This is a genomic window from Cypionkella sp. TWP1-2-1b2, from assembly GCF_049896245.1.
Classification (GTDB): Bacteria; Pseudomonadota; Alphaproteobacteria; order Rhodobacterales; family Rhodobacteraceae; genus Cypionkella.
Genome location: NZ_JAFCTX010000044.1, coordinates 1 through 16,723, shown reverse-complemented (window position 1 = coordinate 16,723; position 16,723 = coordinate 1). Strand labels below are relative to the sequence as shown.

Below are 16,723 nucleotides of genomic sequence, written 5' to 3'. Positions count from 1 at the left end.
TGCAGCTTTTGCGCGCAACGTGTTAACGTGCCTGCATTCGGTTCAGTTCCAGACGCGTCCTCGCATACACCGATCACAAATGCCTAATCTCACGGAGCGTCAGTTCCATCTGTCATAATGCGGCGCAGGCAATATCACTTGACCTTACCTTGCTGGAACCCCGCATAGCATTACTAGGTTGAGCTTTCGCTCATTGGCAGTCCACCATGTTCGATCCCCCGCATATTCGAGAGGCGCATCTATGTCCCACCCTCCTGCCGGACACGATCAAACGGCCATGAGCGACATGCCCGGCAATATACCGCCGCCGTCAGGGGCCGCCACGGCTATTGATCCTGTGTGCAGCATGACTGTTACTCTTACTCCCGATACGCGGACCGAAAGCTTCAGCGGCAAGCCATTTCATTTTTGCTCCGAGAAATGCCAGACGAAGTTCAAAGGCGATCCGTGGTTTTATGCATCCGGAAATGCCACCAAGCGCGGCAAGGTGGCGGCGGTGGGTGTGCAATACACCTGCCCGATGCACCCTCAGATCATCCGCGATGCACCTGGGTCTTGCCCGATCTGCGGCATGGCGCTTGAGCCAGTAACGCCGTCGGATGCCCCCAGCGAGGAGTTGACAGATTTTACCCGTCGCATGTGTATCAGCACCGCCGTCGCGGTGCCGCTGGTTGTTCTCACGATGGGACCGCTGATCGGCCTGCCCATCCGCGACTGGGTCGGCCATCAGAATGCGATGTATCTGGAGTTTCTACTGGCCACGCCGATCATCCTTTGGGCCGCGCTGCCGTTTTTCAAACGCGGTTGGGACTCGATCATAAACCGCTCGCCCAACATGTGGACGCTGATTTCCTTGGGCGTGCTTGCGGCCTATGGCTATTCGCTGTTGGCGACGTTCCTGCCAGGGGTATTCCCGGAACAATACCGTATGGGCGGCATGGTGGGCACCTATTACGAGGCGGCGGTGGTGATCGTCACCTTGGTGTTTGTGGGCCAGGTACTGGAACTACGGGCGCGTGAACGCACCGGGGATGCGATCCGTGCCCTGCTGGATCTGGCCCCGAAAACCGCGCGACGCATCCTGCCCGATGGCACCGAATACGACGCACCGTTGGAAAACATCATGACAGGCGACCAACTGCGAGTACGCCCCGGCGACGCGGTGCCGGTGGACGGAGTTGTGGTGTCCGGCAGTTCTTCCTTGGACGAAAGCATGCTGACCGGCGAGTCGATGCCGGTCGAAAAGGGCCCGGGCGACAAGGTGACCGGGGCCGCGATCAACAAGAACGGCTCCTTGATCATGGAGGCCGGCAAGGTCGGCGCCGATAGCGTGCTTGCGCAGATTGTCGCCATGGTCTCGGGTGCCCGCAGGTCTCGCGCACCCATTCAAGGGTTGGCAGATCGGGTGTCGGCGATCTTTGTTCCGATGGTTGTGGCGACTGCCATCGCCGCTTTTGCGGCATGGATGGCTCTTGGCCCTGCACCTGCGCTAGTTTTCGCCTTCGCTTCGGCAGTATCGGTGCTGATCATCGCCTGCCCTTGCGCACTTGGTCTAGCCACCCCGATCTCGATCACCACCGCCGCCGGGCGCGGGGCGCAAGCTGGTGTGCTGATCAAAGACGCCGAGGCGTTGGAGCGGATGGCTGGCGTCGATACCCTGATTGTCGACAAGACCGGGACTTTGACACTCGGCAAGCCAACACTCACCGATACCCTGGCTCTGGGGGCAACTACCGAGGCCGACATTCTGGCCTTTGCCGCCGCATTGGAGCGTGGGTCAGAACACCCGTTGGCCGAAGCGATTGTGGATGGAGCGGCTGCAAAAGCTGTGCGCAAGCTGGATGCCACAGAATTCGAGGCGGTGACTGGCAAGGGCGTGAAAGGTCTGGTTGAGGGGCGAAAGGCCGCCCTTGGCAACGCTGCGATGATGCAGGAACTAGGGCTGGACACGGCGGGTGCCGAAGTAAAGGCCGATGCCCTGCGCGCTTCTGGCAAGACCGCGATGTTTATCGCCATTGACGGCGCGTTGGCGGGGATCGTGGCAGTGGCCGACCCGATCAAGGACAGCACCATCCCGGCGATTGCAGCCCTGCATGCGCTTGGCCTGCGGGTGATCATGGCGACAGGCGACAATGAGCGCACCGCAAAGGCGGTCGCGGCCAAGCTGGGCATAGATGAGGTGCGCGCCGGTGTGCTGCCCGAAGACAAGAAGGCGCTGATCGACGAATTACGGGCGCAGGGCCGCAAGATCGCGATGGCGGGCGACGGGGTGAACGATGCCCCGGCGCTTGCCGCCGCCGATGTCGGGATCGCCATGGGCACCGGCGCCGATGTGGCAATGGAAAGCGCCGGGATCACGCTTTTGGGCGGTGATCTGATGGGCATCGTGCGGGCACGCAAACTGGCCAAGGCAACGCTACGCAATATCAAGCAGAACCTGTTCTTCGCCTTTGCCTACAACGCGGCAGGCATCCCGATTGCGGCGGGGGTACTCTATCCGCTGACCGGAACCCTCCTGTCGCCCATGATCGCGGCGGCCGCGATGAGCCTTTCGTCGGTTTCGGTCATCACCAACGCCCTCCGGCTGCGGCGCGTCGTGCTGTGACCGAAGCGCCGCCACCTTGGCAGCGGCGGGCCGTCATTGCAGGCAGCCTGCTTGCCGTTGTGGGCTGGGTGATTGGCGCACCTCGTCTTGCCATTCTATGGACCGCGCGACTGACCTATCGCGACCTGCCAGGGCTATCCCCCTTTCGCGAACTGGAAACAGCGGGCGCGCTGTCGACCGGTGCTGGCCTGCTCGTCGGGCTGGACGGGGCAGCACCCGCTGATGCCGCAGAAGACGCGCGCATTGCTGCGGCCCGCGCCGATCCTTGCGCCGCGCTGTTTGGCAGACAAACCGACCAACGCCTACCCATCGCATTCTTTTCCGATTTCAACTGCCCGAATTGCCGCGTGCTGGATGCAATCCTGCTCGACTATGATGCAAGCCACTCCGGCACCATCCGGATCATCCGCCATGAACTGCCTTTGCTTGGGTCTGCATCCACCATCGCCAGTCAGGCCGTTCTGGCCGCCGACCGTCAAGGTGGCTATGCCGCAATGCAAGCGCGGCTGATGCGGACGCGTATGGTGACCGACCTTAATCTGGTGAACAAGATGGCAGAGCAGTTGGGCCTCGATGGGCCGCGCCTTGTGGCTGATATGCAAAGTGCCGAGATTACCGCAGCACTCAACACATCAAAAGCGATTGCTGCGGTCTTTGGTCTTTACGGCACTCCATCGACGGTCATCGGTCGCACCGTGTTCCTGGGGGCCATCCCGGCGGCAGATGTAGCGCAGATCATCCAGACCGAACTGGCGGCTTTTCCAATGGCCTGTAACAAAGTTTAAGCGCCACGCCGCCAGCTTCACGCGGGCCAGTATTGCCAGGCCATCACGATCAGCGCATATCGCAGCACTTTGCCGACAGCGACAAAGATCAAAAACCGCCCGATTGGCACCCGCATGATGCCGGCCACCAGTGTCAATGGATCACCGACAATAGGCACCCACGCCAGCAACAGCGACCAGATGCCATAGCGGGCGAACCAGGCCTGTGCGCGGGCGTTGGTGGCATCCTTTATCGGAAACCATGATCGGTCCTTGAAAAGCAGAAAATACCGCCCAATGCCCCAATTCACAACCGCACCGGCAATATTGCCAAGCGATGCCGCGGTGACAAGCAGCGCGGGCTGTCCCGTACCGCTGGCCAGAAGGCCAAACAGCACGGCCTCGGACGAGCCGGGCAAAAGTGTGGCCGACAGGAATGCCGATCCGAGCAGCAGCCAACAGGCGGCAAGGACGGTCATGTGGCATTGCTCTCAGAAATGCCATCACCCCGCATCGATGACGCTTTCTATCTGCCCGATTGCCGCAGGCTTGTCCCACTTTGCGGGCCCAAAGATACGTGCCAATTCCTGCCCTTTGCGGTCGATCAGCAGCGTTGTGGGCAAGCTGAATGCTGCGAAAGCCAGTTGCACCCGGATATCTTCGCCCCAGTACAGCCCTAGGTCGCGGATGCCGGTTTCCTTATAAAACCCGAGTGCGGCGTCGATCCCGCCTGTATCAATGGAGATCGGCAAAACTGCGAAATCACGCCCTCCGAGTTTTCTTTGCAACGCATCGAGCGCGGGCATTTCTTCGCGGCAGGGTGGACACCACGAGGCCCAGATGTTCAGCAAAACGACGCGGCCCGCAAAATCAGAAAGCATCAGGTTGCGCCCTTCGCCATCCTTGAACGGTGGCGACAGCAAAGGCACCGGATCAGCCCCCAGCGTGAACGGCGGGCGGGCAAAAGCCGGTTTGGCCATCAGGGCCAGCGCCAAGGTGGAAAGCAAAGCGGAACGTCTGTTCATAACGGCACCCCTTCGCCGAAAGGCCTGTCCGGGACTTTCCAAACAGGCCCATTGCAGAGCAATCAGGCTGAGACGGCAAAACACGGTCTTCACCAGCTATCCCGCCGACTAATCTTGCATTAAACATAGGCTGCTTCCGTCTGATACAGTTGAGTTGCGCTATTTTTGCCAGCTAATGTTCTTCATCTGACGCTCGCTACCTGTTTCCTCTGATTTCATCGAGTGCTCCAAGCGCGCAGCGTTCGCGGGTGATGATGTCTTCGGCTTTTTTGCTCCAGACGAAGGGCTTCGGCTTGGCGTTGTGGTGCAGGTAGTCGTAGATCGCGCCTTCGAGATCTTCGACGCTGGAGTAGCTGCCACGTCGGATGCGCTTTGCAGTGATCTCGGCGAAGAAGCGCTCGACCAGGTTCATCCAGGACGCGCTGGTAGGCGTGAAATGCAGCTTAAAGCGTGGCGCGGCATGCATTCCCCGATGCCCAGATCCGACTTGACGTCCAGCGCGGCGAAGAGCGTGGTGATGCCATGGCGCTTGTAGTCGTGGGTCATGGTCGCCGCGCGCCCCTTCTTCAGCGGCAGCCCGGGGCGATATGCCCACCCCATCGGCCATCGTCGCGCGGCTTCAGTGCGTGGCATTGGATGGCGTTTCCTGAACGGTCTTCGCGATCACTTTCAGTCGGACTTCTCTGGGCAGGGGTGACGCTGTCCTCGTCGATGGCACCGGCCTTCCGCCCGGCCCGAATGGTCTGACTCAGAAGCCATTCGACGCCTTCCTCACCAATGCGACCACGCCAACGGTCAGCTGAGGATGGGCTCTGTTGATGGCGTGGACATAAACGTGATATTGGTCAGCTACTGTCATGTCAGTGGTCTCACGGATTAATATCGGGTTGGTTTTCGCTATACCCATGCTAGCGGACATGCCTCCGCTAAACCGCTTTTTGCTGCCTATGGCAGGATAAGTCTTGAGGATCGATGGAGGCTGCTCAGTTCTGGCGATGTAGCTGATTTTTGTTGCTTCAACGGGCAGCGGACGACCCGTTGAAGCTTTCAGTGCTTATTCGTGGGAGTTCGCTCAAAGTTACTGAAGTTTTGTCACGGTCAGCTTACCCTCGACACGGTCAGCAACGAACTCGATCTCTTTGCCCTCGCTCAGGGTCTCCAGCATGGCAGCGTCGGCCACGCGGAACACCATGGTCATGGCGGGCATGTCGAGGTCCACCAGCTCTTCGTGGATGATGGTCACTTTGCCCGCCTTTGCGTCGATCTTTTTCACCACGCCTTTAGTGAAAGTTTCCGCCGATGCCATCGATACAGTGATGGCGAACAATGTAGCGGATAGAGCAAGGATGCGTGTCAGTTTCATTGAATAATCCTTTGAATGTGTTGGGGGAGGTTCAGTTGACGCTGAGTGCGCCGTGCATTCCGGCCTCGTAATGGCCGGGGATCAGGCAGGCAAATTGAAAGCTGCCTGCATTGGCGAAGGTCCAGACAATTTCGCCTTTCTCACCAGGAGCGAGACGAACCGCATTCGGATCATCATGCTCCATTTCGGGGAATTCATTCATGAGCTCCTTGTGTTCAGCGACTGCGGCAACAGTATCCATGACGAATTCATGTTCATTTTCACCGACGTTTTCGATGGCCAGGCGAACGGTCTCACCGGCCTTGAAATCCAGAACGCGCGGCTCAAAAACCATGTCGCCTTCTTCAGTTTCCATCAGCTTTACCTGAATGGTCCGCGTTTCGGTGCCAGCCTCGGCCGCTTGGCCAATATCCATCATGCCGTCATGACCACCTTTGTGCGTACCCGCGGCGAATGCCATCGGTGTTGCCGCAAGGATCATTGTCATCGCAAGTAGGGTAGATTTCATCTGTCGTTCCTCAAATTTCCGGACTTTGCCGGGTTGATTAACCTTCAATGCTGCTTGCCGGACGCGGTGTCAGGTGGGTGGCAGCATCGTCTTTCGTCACGACGTCCGGCACAGCGCCGGTCCATTCGTAGGCTTGCGTGCCGGGCGGGTTTTCGTACCAGCCCGGATCGGCGTAATCGTCCCGGGAAATGCCTTTACGCACCTTCACCACCGAAAACATGCCGCCCATTTCAATCGGCCCGTGCGGACCCCAGCCCGTCATCATCGGGATGGTGTTGTCAGGCAGCGGCATTTCCATCTCGCCCATATCGGCCATTCCGGCGGTGCCCATCGGCATGTATTCCGGCTGCTGTTCGCGGATCATGCCGGTCAGCTTGCGCTTATCGACGCCGATGAACGTCGGCACATCGTGGCCCATCGCGTTCATGGTGTGGTGCGACTTGTGGCAATGGATGGCCCAGTCCCCCAGATGCACTGCATCAAACTCATAAGCCCGCATCGCACCGACGGGGATGTCGATGGACACTTCGGGCCACTGAGCTGTTGGTGGAACCCAGCCGCCATCGGTGCAGGTAACCTTGAAGTCATAACCGTGCATGTGGATCGGGTGGTTGGTCATCGTCAGGTTGCCGACACGCACCCGGACCCGGTCTCCCTGGTTGACGACAAGCGGGTCGATGCCGGGGAACACTCGGCTGTTCCATGTCCACAAGTTCATGTCCGTCATGGTCATGACGCGGGGCACATAGGTGCCGGGATCAATGTCATAGGCGTTCAGCAGGAACACAAAGTCCCGATCAACCGGCATAAAGGCGGGATCGCGCGGATGGACGATGAACATCCCCATCATCCCCATAGCCATCTGCACCATCTCATCGGCGTGTGGGTGGTACATAAAGGTGCCGCTTTTCACGAGATCAAACTCGTAGACAAAGGTCTTACCGGGCGGGATGCCGGGGTGGCTAAGACCGCTTACGCCGTCCATGCCTGATGGCAGGATAAGCCCGTGCCAGTGAACGGATGTATGCTCCGGCAGGCGGTTCGTCACGAATATCCGGACCCGATCGCCTTCTACGGCTTCAATGGTCGGTCCGATAGACTGGCCGTTGTAGCCCCACAGATAGGCGGTCATTCCCTCCGCCAATTCCCGTTCGACCGGTTCTGCGACAAGGTGGAATTCCTTGACGTTGCCGTTCATCCGCCAAGGTAGCGTCCAGCCGTTCAGCGTGACCACGGGGTTATAGTCCGGCCCGGTTGACGGGCGCAGCGGTGGCTGGGTTTTGGCTGTGTCCATCAGCGGCGCTTCGGGCAGCCCCACGTTTGTGGTCTGCGCCCAGGCACCGGTCGAGACAAGCGCGGCACCGGCGCCGAGTATTTGACGTCTGTTCATTGCATTTGCTCCTGTGATCAATGTCCGGCACCGCCCTCGTCGGCGACACCTCCGCCACTTTCTCCACCGCCACCGGCGGCAGCCCCGCCGCCATAGACGGCGGCCACCATGTTCGCGTCAGCCAGCCAGAAATCCCGCCGCGCGCTGCCCTCAAGCAGGTTACTGTTCAACCGCGCCCGCGTGTCCGCCAGCAATTCAAACGTGTTGGTGATCATGCCGTTGTAGCTGAGCAGCCCTTCCTCCTCGATGGTGCGGCGCAACGGCAGCACGGCATCGCGGTAATGACGGGCAATCTGGTGGCTTGCCGTATAGGCAAGGTAGGCGGACCTTGCCTCGGACCGCACGTTCACGGCCTTCTCCGCCAGTTCATTCGCCGCTCGCATATAGGCCGTCTCAGCCTTGCGCTTGCGAGCCTTGCCACTGTCGAAAATCGGGATGTCGAATTCAACCTCGATTTGCGGTGTGGTTTCGATGGATACCTCCCCATCCTCGGCTTCACGCTCTGCCTCAAAGCCCGCGATGATCTCCAGATCCGTCACATAACGGGTCGCATCGGTTAGGCCATTTTTCCGAGCCGCAGCATCCAGTTCCAACTTCGCGATAGCCAAATCTACTCTGCGCCCAAGCGCCTCGGCTTCGATCTTTGGGCGAGCGGCAATGGAGCGGGGCAGTTGCGGCAGGGCATTGGGCACATAATACACCGCATCGGCCCCCCAAAGCCCCATTTGCCGGGTCAGCGCTTCTTTGGCGAGTTCTGCCGCCAGTTTGGCCTGCGCACGTTGCCCGGTGAGCTCGGCGTAAAACGCGTGTTCGCGGGCCTGCTCGGCCTTGTTGAGAGACCCCACCTCGCCCAGACGCGCGGCCAGTTCCGACGCCGCATTCGCAGTGCCCTGCGCCTGTGCGATCAAGCCTGCCGCTTCATAGGCTGCAACGGCTTCGACCCACGCCCGCCGAGTGTCAGTGGCCACCCGCAGCGTTGCTTCGGCGGCAACCAGTTGTGCTTGCCTGAAATGAATGTCCGCGATCCCGCGCCGCTTGTCGCGCGTCACCAGAGACAGGATGTTGTTGGCAATCATGCCTTCGATAGCCCGAAAGCCGCCAAGCCCTTTCGCCCCGATCCCAAGCAACCCGACAGAGACCGTCGGGTTGGGTTGCAGGGTTTGCTGCCAGACATCTGTAGAGGAAAGTCCAAGATCAGCATAGGCCGCCTGCAAGCCCTTGTTGTTCAGAAGTGCTACCTGCACGGCCGTATCCGCGCTGATCGTTTTCTTGTATACGAGGGCTTGGACGCGCTTTGCGTTCGCGGCAGCTTCCGCTCCGCTCTGTATCCAGACGGTTTCCTTGCCTGTAGCGGCGGCGGTCGTGCTGCCTACATTATCGAACCCCGCACGTGGATTGGCCAGTTTCGCCGCCTGATCTGGTGACACGCACGCTGAAAGCAGCAATGCGCCCGTCAGGCTGATCGTTGCGATGAATGTGCCCTGCATCAGTTTGTGCCCTCGGAATCGGGTGCCTGCGCGTCGTTTGAACCGCGCCAAGATGCTGGGCCTGTCGCTACACGCGGCTCAAAGCCGGTGATGAAAGAGCGTGCGGGAATTGCAATGGGCGTCGCTGCAGGGTCTGTAACTGCAAAATTTACGACAGACTCGGTCGGCAGCATCTGCGCACAACCAGCAATCGCCAGCGGCAGCGCAGCCGCAAAAAGGAGGATTTTCATGTTTATTCCTGATTTTCAGCCGTAAAACGGCGTTGACCTCGCATGCATGTGCGATTCAAGGTCAGACGCAGTGACGTCGTGGCGAGATCAGAGACTCGGAGGCCGGTACAAACCTTGGGTGCGCGACAATGCGAGCAAATTTGCTGGTTCAGGCGTATTTAAAAGCGCTGCCATATGGCTAACAGTACCAAAACTGACCAGTCCGATCAAAACAGCCGAACAGAAATGGGGTTCGCAGTCGGCCCCGTCGGCATTCGCGTTGTCGGGCTGCGAGACCGCGTGTAAATGAGTTTCGGCAGCTACTTCCTTGGTGGATTTCTCATGCTGAACACCCACTCGTTCGGTTGAAGGCACACAATGCGAAGTGTGGGTTGCAGACGCAGAAGATGCGCTCGCGAGCCCCACCGACATCGCCAAAAGCAACGCAATTGTTCTAAAAAGAATGATGCGGAAGCTAAACATGAAAACCGGATAGCAGATGCGCCTAAATCGAGCAACCTGGGAAGGCGTGCCTAATATTTAGAAAAAGATCACGACTGCGTTAGGCTCCAGACTTCGGTAACGCGTGCCGTCCCAGTGGGCGATTTTTCTATGTGGTATGCTGCGCCCAAACGCGGGTTTAATTGGATAGATGGGGTGATTACCATCTTGCACTACCCGCCTCCTTCATCTGAGATCACCACTGATGCATGCTTCGGTCGGTGGTCAGCGCGATGGGCGCCAACATGTTTGCTAATTGGCGCTGCGAAGGTGAACGACATCGACCCCAAAGCCTTGGCTCGCCGAGCGACAGGTCCAAAAAGCACTCATGACAAAATTGCACTTTTGTCATGAGTGGGATTGGACGCTGCGCACCCAAGTTCCGGAGTTCGTGGTGATCACGACGCTGGTGCGCACGTAGAGTGTGCTCAGCAGGTGGAAGTGGAGCGCCCCGCCCAAAGTGCTGAGGTATCCCCAACTCGTCCATTGCCCGGCAGTGGTTTGCTGGCAAACCACGAGAGGGGAGGAACACGAGTTCGCCAAGGGCGTTTGCTTCCAGAAGATTTCTGCTCAGCATCTTGTGTATTGAAAAAACAGCGGCTGAGTGGCAGTAAAATTTAATGAAGTATGCTCTGGGCATAATTGGCAGATTTATCTTGCTGGCAGCGATCATGATCGCTGCTCCTCAAACAGGCCTGACCGCGGCCACTTCTGCGCCAATGATGGAAATGGCGGACGGGTCACCCTGTCCTGCAAGGGATTGCGCGAAAATGCCTGACTGTCCGATGGCCTTACCGGGCGGTGTCGGGATGTTTGCAAACCCGGTGCCGGAGCTGTCGGTCGTGCTCCATCCTGAGCTCGCATCGGATGTCTTCGCTATGACAGACACCACAAAAGATGCTTTGTCGCATGGCGACGGGCTGCGACGACCTCCCAAAATCTGACTGTATGGGGCGCATCGCGCCCCAAAACGCGTGGCCCGAGGCCACCGGCATAATGAGCGTGGTTGATGCTACGCTTTGGGGCGCGAAAGCGTTTTCACACAGTCGGACGACATTATGAAACTTACACGTTTGCTGTGCAGCCTTGTGCTGTCACAAAGCCTTCTCCTTGGCGCGGCACCGATCGCCAGCGCAGCACCCGAAGACTATGAGTTCAAGGTCATCGAAACCGATGTGCCGCAAGGCGATAGTGCGCTCCTGACGGTTGTAGTCACTGACCTGCGCACACAGGCACCTGTCACGGACGCCGTCATATTCGCCACACGCCTTGACATGGCACCTGACGGAATGGCGACTATGACCGCACCAGTCCAAGCGCTGGCATCCGACGTCCCCGGCCAATACCGCTTTCAGGCAGATCTGGGCATGGCCGGTGCATGGCGCTTTTCCATTGCAGTCCATCTTGACGCCGAGACCGAGGTTATTCGACGGGAAATCAACTTGCGCGTGACGCCATGACAAGGGCAAATCAACGTGGCGCGGTCGCCAATGCAGAATAGCGGCATCATACAACGGCCGAACGCCGGTTCAGTCACGTTGCACTGGTTCGGTGCGGCGCTGGTTTTTCTTGCGCTGCTGGCAGGGATGTTTGCCGTTTACTATTCCAGCGGATGTTGCGCTGCCGACCGACGGATTGCCTATTTGCTGCACGCCTATGCAGGGCTTTCCGTGTTGGGCCTTGTCGTGCTGCGTCTGATGTTCCGGGCAAGCTATTCGTGGCCACCAACTGCGAAGTCCGGCAAAGCAGGTTTCGGGGATATGGTGGCGAAAGTCATTCATTGGGCCCTTTACGGATTGATGATCCTTATTCCTCTCACCGGATGGACCATGGCGTCCGGGATGGGCTGCTGCTGGTATGTGCCGGGTTTGCCGAATGTGAACATGCTGTCTCTTGGCATCCACTCGACAACGCCTGCGGATGTCGGAACGGCCTACCAGGTTCACGTCACCCTTGCATGGATGATCATCGGTCTGATTTCCCTGCATGTCGCGGCGGCCCTGTTTCATCACGTTTTTCTGCAGAACGACGTTCTTCAACGGATGCTCCCGGGCCGCATCCCGCCAAAGGCCGCGCAGAATGACGGGCATGGCAAGGCGACGCCCGCGCCCATGAACAAGGAGAATGCATGATGGGCTGTGGTGATTGGGGCTGGCATGGCCCCGTCGGTCTAGGCCATATTCTGGGTGATATGGCGGTCTTCCTCGGCCGCCTCGCATCTAATGTTTTGGTCGTGCTGACCTCAGGGCCTCTTCTTGGTTTTTTGGCCGCACTTGTCCTGCTGCTTGCGGCCATTGCGTTGCTAAAATTCATCTTTGTGCGTCGTGCGCCCGAGGCCCGGCAGGTCACTTCCGAGGAGGCAAAATGATGATGCACGGCATGGGTGGGGGTATCGGCGCAACCATGATCCTCGGTTGGCCGTTGGCTGATTGGGCTACAATCATGCTCTTGTTGATCGTTTCCGTCATGGTCGTGGCATTTGGGAGTGCCGCTCTGCGCGCACTGAAACTGTGGCTGAACCGGACGCCCCCGCGCGCGCAGCCGGAAAAGCAGGCGCAACCCCTGCCGGAGGTGTCATCGGAATGAACCTCACGGTCACCTCGGTTGTGCTGCTTTTGATCTTTCTCGCCGTCGCCATGATTGGCGGCGCAAGCGAAATGCAACCCTCCGGCGAACGGATGGTGCATGCCAGAGGGGCGGCTGCACTGAGCAAAAACCAGCAAGAGAGATGTCAGATGGCAGCGTTCTGTTTGGCACAATGCGTCCAGTGTTCGGCCGGGACGCACGCCGAGATAGCAGCCCCCGCGGGAAGCACCTCCATCAAGGCTGATCTGCACCGCAGACTGGCACAGCTAACGGTATCCGAGCGGCTGTATCGACCACCGAGGGTCTGACCAAGCGCCTGACTTCTGACTGTGAAATCAACTTCAAAACAAAGGAATGCACGATGCGTAGACTGACAATCGTCACCACACTGTCGATCGCTCTGCTGAGTACTACTGGAACTATCGCCTTTGCGGGCCATGGTAAAGAACCGGCTGTCGATGGCATGGCCACGATGGAGGGTACGGCTGACATGGAGGGCATGGCCGGGATGGAAGGCATGGCCGCAGGCGATGGTGCGATGCCGATGAAGGGCATGAGCATGATGGAGAAGATGCCGATGATGGGGATGATGCCAATGGGCGGTAAGCCTGCGGGCGGGATGGCCGGCATGGACAACATGGCACCGGCAGCTGTTCCGGCAGGACTTGAAGCAAAACTCGATTTGCTCATCAACAGCGTCGACAGCCTGACGGCGCGGATCGAAAAGCTGGAGGCCCCTGCGGGCAACTAGGCAAATCAGACCTGGGGCGGGCGCATTTTGCGCCCGTTGCCCCTGGTTTCAGACGACAGAACGCGCATCAACGGCAACCTTGCCGCCCGGATACTGCCAGCCACAGGAGGGTTAAGTGAAAAGAATTCCAGTTGCGGCCATTGCCGTCATTGTTCTGTGGTTCGGGCTTTCAACAGTCTGGATGGCGGGAACCGGCGCGACACAGGATGGAACTTTGGCCGCGCAACCCCAGACCGGTGAGGCACAACCAAAGTCCTGCGCCATGATGGCATCCATGCGTGGCGGCGCTGATGGCACCGGATCTGCAATGCCGGGTGGCGGTAACGGGTCGCCACAACAAAGCATGATGCAAGGGGCAGACGAAGGGACTTCTGCAGGGCTTCTGCGCGGCGCGTCTATGTCAGGAATAATGACCGAACCCGTTGCGCCGATCCTGGAATTACAAGACTTGTTTGCAACGCCCCCGGCTGAATCTGATGTCCTGACGCGACTACAAGCAGTCGAGGACCGACTGGCTGCCGCGCTCGTGCGTCTTGAAGCCGTCGGCGCTGCCAATGTCGCTGTTACGACTGACGCAGGTAACCAGCCTGGCCCGTTGTGGGTATCCCAACTTTTGTCGGTCATCGCATCCGGACCGGTGATCGGCTTTCTGCTGATCTTGTCACTTGCGTTATTTACGACCACGCGGGGTCGATCCGTCTTCGATGGCGCATCGCGTTGGCTTCTGCAGTCCTCAAAGGTGCAGGCGACGTGGCAGGCTGCCAAAGGCCCACAGGTGCACTTGGCGGTGAAGCGCAAACAGGACCAGGCACTGACATATCTGAAATCGACCGGCTTGGGAAATCCGCAGGGGCGGTCCGCACAATGGACCCGCGTTTCGGCCCAAGCTGACAAACTTAAGCACGCCATCGTCACCCAATGCCGCCCGTTCCTCGTTCGTGCAGGGCTTTTGCGGCAGAACACGTCACCCGATGAAAGCGACACATTCACGGAAGGCGCGCGCGTGTATGGCGAGGTCATTCGCGGTGCTGATGCGAACGGGCAACCCTTGCAAGCAGGGGTCTTCGAAGAAGGTCAAGTGCGCGCCGCTGCCGGACTGACGCTCGCCCTTGGGGCGGTAGCTTTCACCTACGCCTACTTTGCCCATATTTATGCGCCGATCCAGATCGTCACGACCCTATTCTTCTTAGAATTTCTGATTCGGATTATGGCGGGGATCAACTACAGTCCCGTCGGGATGCTCGCCCATTGGATGACGCGCCGACAGCCGCCCCAATGGGTTTCAGCAAAGCCCAAACGGTTCGCCTGGACGCTTGGCCTCGTCATGTCGCTTGCAATGATGATCATCACGAACACGGGCATACGCGGACCGCTCCCCCTGACGATTTGTCTGATCTGTCTGACACTGATGTGGCTCGAGGCAGTCCTCGGTCTGTGTCTTGGCTGCGAAATACATCGCTATCTGGTCCGGCGTGGCTGGGCAGAACGCGATGAAGCCTATGAAATCTGTGCAAACGGCGCATGCGACGTTGAAACACGAACCTATCACAAAGGGTGAAACCATGAACAAGCTCAACAGCCATGCACAATTCTTGCCGCTACGCGACCGCATTGTCGGCATTGACCAACAAGTCCCACTGCTCGACGGCTCCATGCAGCCTTATGTCAACCTCGATAACGCCGCGAGCACGCCCGTCTTGCGGGAGGTCCTGGACACGGTGAACCAGTTTATGAACTGGTATTCATCAGTGCATCGCGGCAGTGGTTTCAAGAGCCGGATTGCGACGCAGGCTTACGAGGATGCTCGTTCAATCGTGGCGCGTTTCGTCGGTGCCAACTCTGACGACCATATTGTCATCTTTGGGAAAAACACCTCAGAGGCGATCAACAAGCTCTCCTATCGGCTGCCACTTGGTCCCGATGATATTGTTCTGGTGTCCCAGATGGAGCACCACAGCAATGATCTGCCATGGCGCGCCCGGGCGCAGGTTGTTCATATCGATGTTGATGCATTGGGCCGGTTGGACACCGCGCATTTTGAGAAACTATTGGCGAAACATGCCGGGCGAGTCCGGCTCGTGGCGATTACCGGCGCGTCAAACGTCACAGGCTACGTGCCGGACATTCACAGCTTGGCGATAAAGGCACATGCGGCAGGCGCGCAAATTCTGGTGGATTGTGCACAGCTTGCCCCACATCGATGTGTGGATATGGGCCACTTGGCTGACCCGGCTCATCTCGACTATGCGACCGTGTCAGCTCACAAGATGTATGCACCGTTTGGAACAGGCGCCTTGATCGCCCGGCGCGATACGTTCGAGCAGGGCGAACCTGAGTATCGCGGTGGCGGCACCATCGATTTTGTATCGCTTGACAGCGTCACTTGGGCCGATGCGCCGGATCGGGACGAAGCCGGAACGCCAAATGTCGTGGGTGCTGTGGCCCTTGCTGCGGCGATCAGTGCGTTAAGCGCCATTGGAATGGATCGCATCGCGTCCCATGAAGCAGAACTGACTTCTTACGCGCTTGATCGCATGGCACAAATTGATGGTTTGCAGATCTATGGAGATGCTGATCCTCTACGGGCCTCACAACGACTTGGAGTAATTGCATTCAATCTTACGCAGCATCCGCACGCTTTGGTTGCAGCAATTCTTGGAACTGAATTCGGGATCGGAGTGAGAAACGGTTGCTTCTGCGCGCATCCCTATATGATCAACTTACTTGGTATGCACCGAGACGAAGTTCAATTAGTCAGGTCAGGAATGGCTGCCGGTAATCGAAGCGCCATGCCCGGAATGGTGCGCGCAAGCTTCGGCATGTACAACAGCATGGCCGATGTCGATGCACTTACTAACGCCCTGCACAAGATTTCGAGTGGCCATTTTAGCGGTGGTTATTTCGAGGATTGCTCAAACGGTGAGTACAGCGCTGAAGGATGGGCACCAAACTTGGCTCATCACTTTACTTTGTCACGTAACCGGTGACTAAAAAATTTGCGCTGAATCGCATCGCACAGACGGATTGCCAGTTCCTGCGGTTCAAGCAGCTTGCCCTGTCCGCCGGTGGTGGAATACGCGACGGTTGATCCGGCGCGTGCAGCAGACGAAGTAAATGCGCTTTCGGAGAGCGCAACGGTCGTCCGGATGCTCAGCGACTACGACGTCCTGCGACGGCGCGGCTTTGCCGTGGGCATGACCCGCACCGTTTTTCCGGAGCGGGCGTGAGTTAGGGTGGTAGCCGGCTCTTTTCTGCTTCGGCTTAGTCAAAGCGGTATTTAGGTATTTATACCTTTTGTGCAGCACAAGAGCTTCACTTTGCATCATGCTCAGGTTCGATGCAAAATGCTCAGGTAAGGCTTATCCCCTTTGATCCGGCGGCACATGATGTAGTGCGACGCGGCTTGCCAACTTAAAATGTTCTGGTATTGTTCTACCCATGCCAGCCAGATGGAAAAATGACAAACCTATGTCCCGCCAAGCGTTCGACGCTCGGTTTTCCGACGAGGAAGCGTGCTCGCATTATCTGGCGGAG

Annotated in this window: 19 protein-coding genes and 3 pseudogenes; 13 read left to right on the top strand and 9 right to left on the bottom strand. The window is 58.5% G+C overall.

Translation table 11 applies throughout. The annotated features are described in order from the left end of the window. Nucleotides 1-286: 286 nt before the first annotated feature. The gene (locus ACP7AP_RS20635) at nucleotides 287-2,605 is read left to right on the top strand and encodes a heavy metal translocating P-type ATPase (protein ID WP_426037288.1); all 2,319 of its coding nucleotides are present in this window, start codon (nucleotides 287-289) and stop codon (nucleotides 2,603-2,605) included. Next, the gene (locus ACP7AP_RS20630) at nucleotides 2,602-3,390 is read left to right on the top strand and encodes a DsbA family protein (RefSeq protein WP_426037254.1); all 789 of its coding nucleotides are present in this window, start codon (nucleotides 2,602-2,604) and stop codon (nucleotides 3,388-3,390) included. Before ACP7AP_RS20635 ends, ACP7AP_RS20630 begins: the two co-directional genes overlap by 4 nt. A 17-nt stretch (nucleotides 3,391-3,407) precedes the next feature. Here the strand turns inward: ACP7AP_RS20630 and ACP7AP_RS20625 are convergent, their stop codons facing one another. The 7 genes and pseudogenes from ACP7AP_RS20625 to ACP7AP_RS20595 form a co-directional block, all read right to left on the bottom strand. Further along, nucleotides 3,408-3,848, bottom strand: a complete 441-nt coding sequence (locus ACP7AP_RS20625; RefSeq protein ID WP_426037252.1) for a YqaA family protein — start codon at nucleotides 3,846-3,848, stop codon at nucleotides 3,408-3,410. A gap of 24 nt (nucleotides 3,849-3,872) precedes the next feature. Continuing rightward, nucleotides 3,873-4,394: a TlpA disulfide reductase family protein gene (locus tag ACP7AP_RS20620; RefSeq protein ID WP_426037250.1), complete on the bottom strand. Its 522-nt coding sequence runs from the start codon at nucleotides 4,392-4,394 to the stop codon at nucleotides 3,873-3,875. 196 nt (nucleotides 4,395-4,590) lie between these two features. Further along, nucleotides 4,591-4,979, bottom strand: a pseudogene (locus tag ACP7AP_RS20615) (IS630 family transposase); the annotation flags it as partial. Between the two features lie 493 nt (nucleotides 4,980-5,472). Then, on the bottom strand, nucleotides 5,473-5,757 hold the full coding sequence (locus tag ACP7AP_RS20610; RefSeq protein WP_426037248.1) for a copper-binding protein: 285 nt from the start codon (nucleotides 5,755-5,757) through the stop codon (nucleotides 5,473-5,475). 31 nt (nucleotides 5,758-5,788) lie between these two features. Continuing rightward, nucleotides 5,789-6,265: a cupredoxin domain-containing protein gene (locus ACP7AP_RS20605; protein WP_426037246.1), complete on the bottom strand. Its 477-nt coding sequence runs from the start codon at nucleotides 6,263-6,265 to the stop codon at nucleotides 5,789-5,791. 37 nt (nucleotides 6,266-6,302) lie between these two features. Continuing rightward, nucleotides 6,303-7,655: a multicopper oxidase family protein gene (locus ACP7AP_RS20600; RefSeq protein ID WP_426037244.1), complete on the bottom strand. Its 1,353-nt coding sequence runs from the start codon at nucleotides 7,653-7,655 to the stop codon at nucleotides 6,303-6,305. Nucleotides 7,656-7,672: 17 nt separating this feature from the next. Continuing rightward, nucleotides 7,673-9,142 (bottom strand): TolC family protein, encoded by a 1,470-nt coding sequence (locus ACP7AP_RS20595; RefSeq protein WP_426037242.1) that lies wholly within the window; start codon nucleotides 9,140-9,142, stop codon nucleotides 7,673-7,675. A gap of 90 nt (nucleotides 9,143-9,232) precedes the next feature. Between ACP7AP_RS20595 and ACP7AP_RS20590 the strand changes: the two genes are divergently transcribed. Continuing rightward, entirely contained in the window at nucleotides 9,233-9,397 is a 165-nt protein-coding gene (locus tag ACP7AP_RS20590; RefSeq protein WP_426037240.1) for a hypothetical protein, read from the top strand. A gap of 62 nt (nucleotides 9,398-9,459) precedes the next feature. Here ACP7AP_RS20590 and ACP7AP_RS20585 read toward each other — a convergent pair whose 3' ends face one another. Then, the gene (locus tag ACP7AP_RS20585) at nucleotides 9,460-9,834 is read right to left on the bottom strand and encodes a hypothetical protein (RefSeq protein WP_426037238.1); all 375 of its coding nucleotides are present in this window, start codon (nucleotides 9,832-9,834) and stop codon (nucleotides 9,460-9,462) included. Nucleotides 9,835-10,239: 405 nt separating this feature from the next. Further along, nucleotides 10,240-10,326: pseudogene (locus tag ACP7AP_RS20580) on the bottom strand (ATP-binding protein); the annotation flags it as partial. Between the two features lie 146 nt (nucleotides 10,327-10,472). Here ACP7AP_RS20580 and ACP7AP_RS20575 point away from each other — a divergent pair. From ACP7AP_RS20575 to ACP7AP_RS20530, 10 genes and pseudogenes are all read left to right on the top strand, one after another. After that, nucleotides 10,473-10,796, top strand: coding sequence for a hypothetical protein (locus ACP7AP_RS20575; protein ID WP_426037236.1), 324 nt, complete (start codon nucleotides 10,473-10,475; stop codon nucleotides 10,794-10,796). 114 nt (nucleotides 10,797-10,910) lie between these two features. Next, a complete protein-coding gene (locus ACP7AP_RS20570) occupies nucleotides 10,911-11,312 on the top strand; it encodes a FixH family protein (protein ID WP_426037234.1) in 402 nt (133 codons plus the stop codon). 30 nt (nucleotides 11,313-11,342) lie between these two features. Beyond that, complete coding sequence (locus ACP7AP_RS20565) at nucleotides 11,343-11,984, top strand: cytochrome b (RefSeq protein WP_426037232.1); 642 nt, start codon at nucleotides 11,343-11,345, stop codon at nucleotides 11,982-11,984. Then, nucleotides 11,981-12,220 carry a hypothetical protein gene (locus ACP7AP_RS20560; protein WP_426037230.1) on the top strand — a complete coding sequence of 80 codons (240 nt, stop codon included), beginning with the start codon at nucleotides 11,981-11,983 and terminating at the stop codon, nucleotides 12,218-12,220. Before ACP7AP_RS20565 ends, ACP7AP_RS20560 begins: the two co-directional genes overlap by 4 nt. Next, entirely contained in the window at nucleotides 12,217-12,438 is a 222-nt protein-coding gene (locus ACP7AP_RS20555) for a hypothetical protein (RefSeq protein ID WP_426037228.1), read from the top strand. Before ACP7AP_RS20560 ends, ACP7AP_RS20555 begins: the two co-directional genes overlap by 4 nt. Beyond that, nucleotides 12,435-12,746, top strand: a complete 312-nt coding sequence (locus ACP7AP_RS20550) for a hypothetical protein (RefSeq protein WP_426037226.1) — start codon at nucleotides 12,435-12,437, stop codon at nucleotides 12,744-12,746. The genes ACP7AP_RS20555 and ACP7AP_RS20550 overlap by 4 nt, the downstream gene beginning before the upstream one ends. Nucleotides 12,747-12,799: 53 nt before the next feature. Continuing rightward, the gene (locus tag ACP7AP_RS20545; protein ID WP_426037224.1) at nucleotides 12,800-13,189 is read left to right on the top strand and encodes a hypothetical protein; all 390 of its coding nucleotides are present in this window, start codon (nucleotides 12,800-12,802) and stop codon (nucleotides 13,187-13,189) included. Between the two features lie 115 nt (nucleotides 13,190-13,304). Beyond that, nucleotides 13,305-14,747 (top strand): DUF4395 domain-containing protein, encoded by a 1,443-nt coding sequence (locus ACP7AP_RS20540; RefSeq protein ID WP_426037222.1) that lies wholly within the window; start codon nucleotides 13,305-13,307, stop codon nucleotides 14,745-14,747. 4 nt (nucleotides 14,748-14,751) lie between these two features. Next, on the top strand, nucleotides 14,752-16,176 hold the full coding sequence (locus tag ACP7AP_RS20535) for an aminotransferase class V-fold PLP-dependent enzyme (protein ID WP_426037220.1): 1,425 nt from the start codon (nucleotides 14,752-14,754) through the stop codon (nucleotides 16,174-16,176). 451 nt (nucleotides 16,177-16,627) lie between these two features. Continuing rightward, nucleotides 16,628-16,723, top strand: a pseudogene (locus ACP7AP_RS20530) (IS1595 family transposase); the annotation flags it as partial.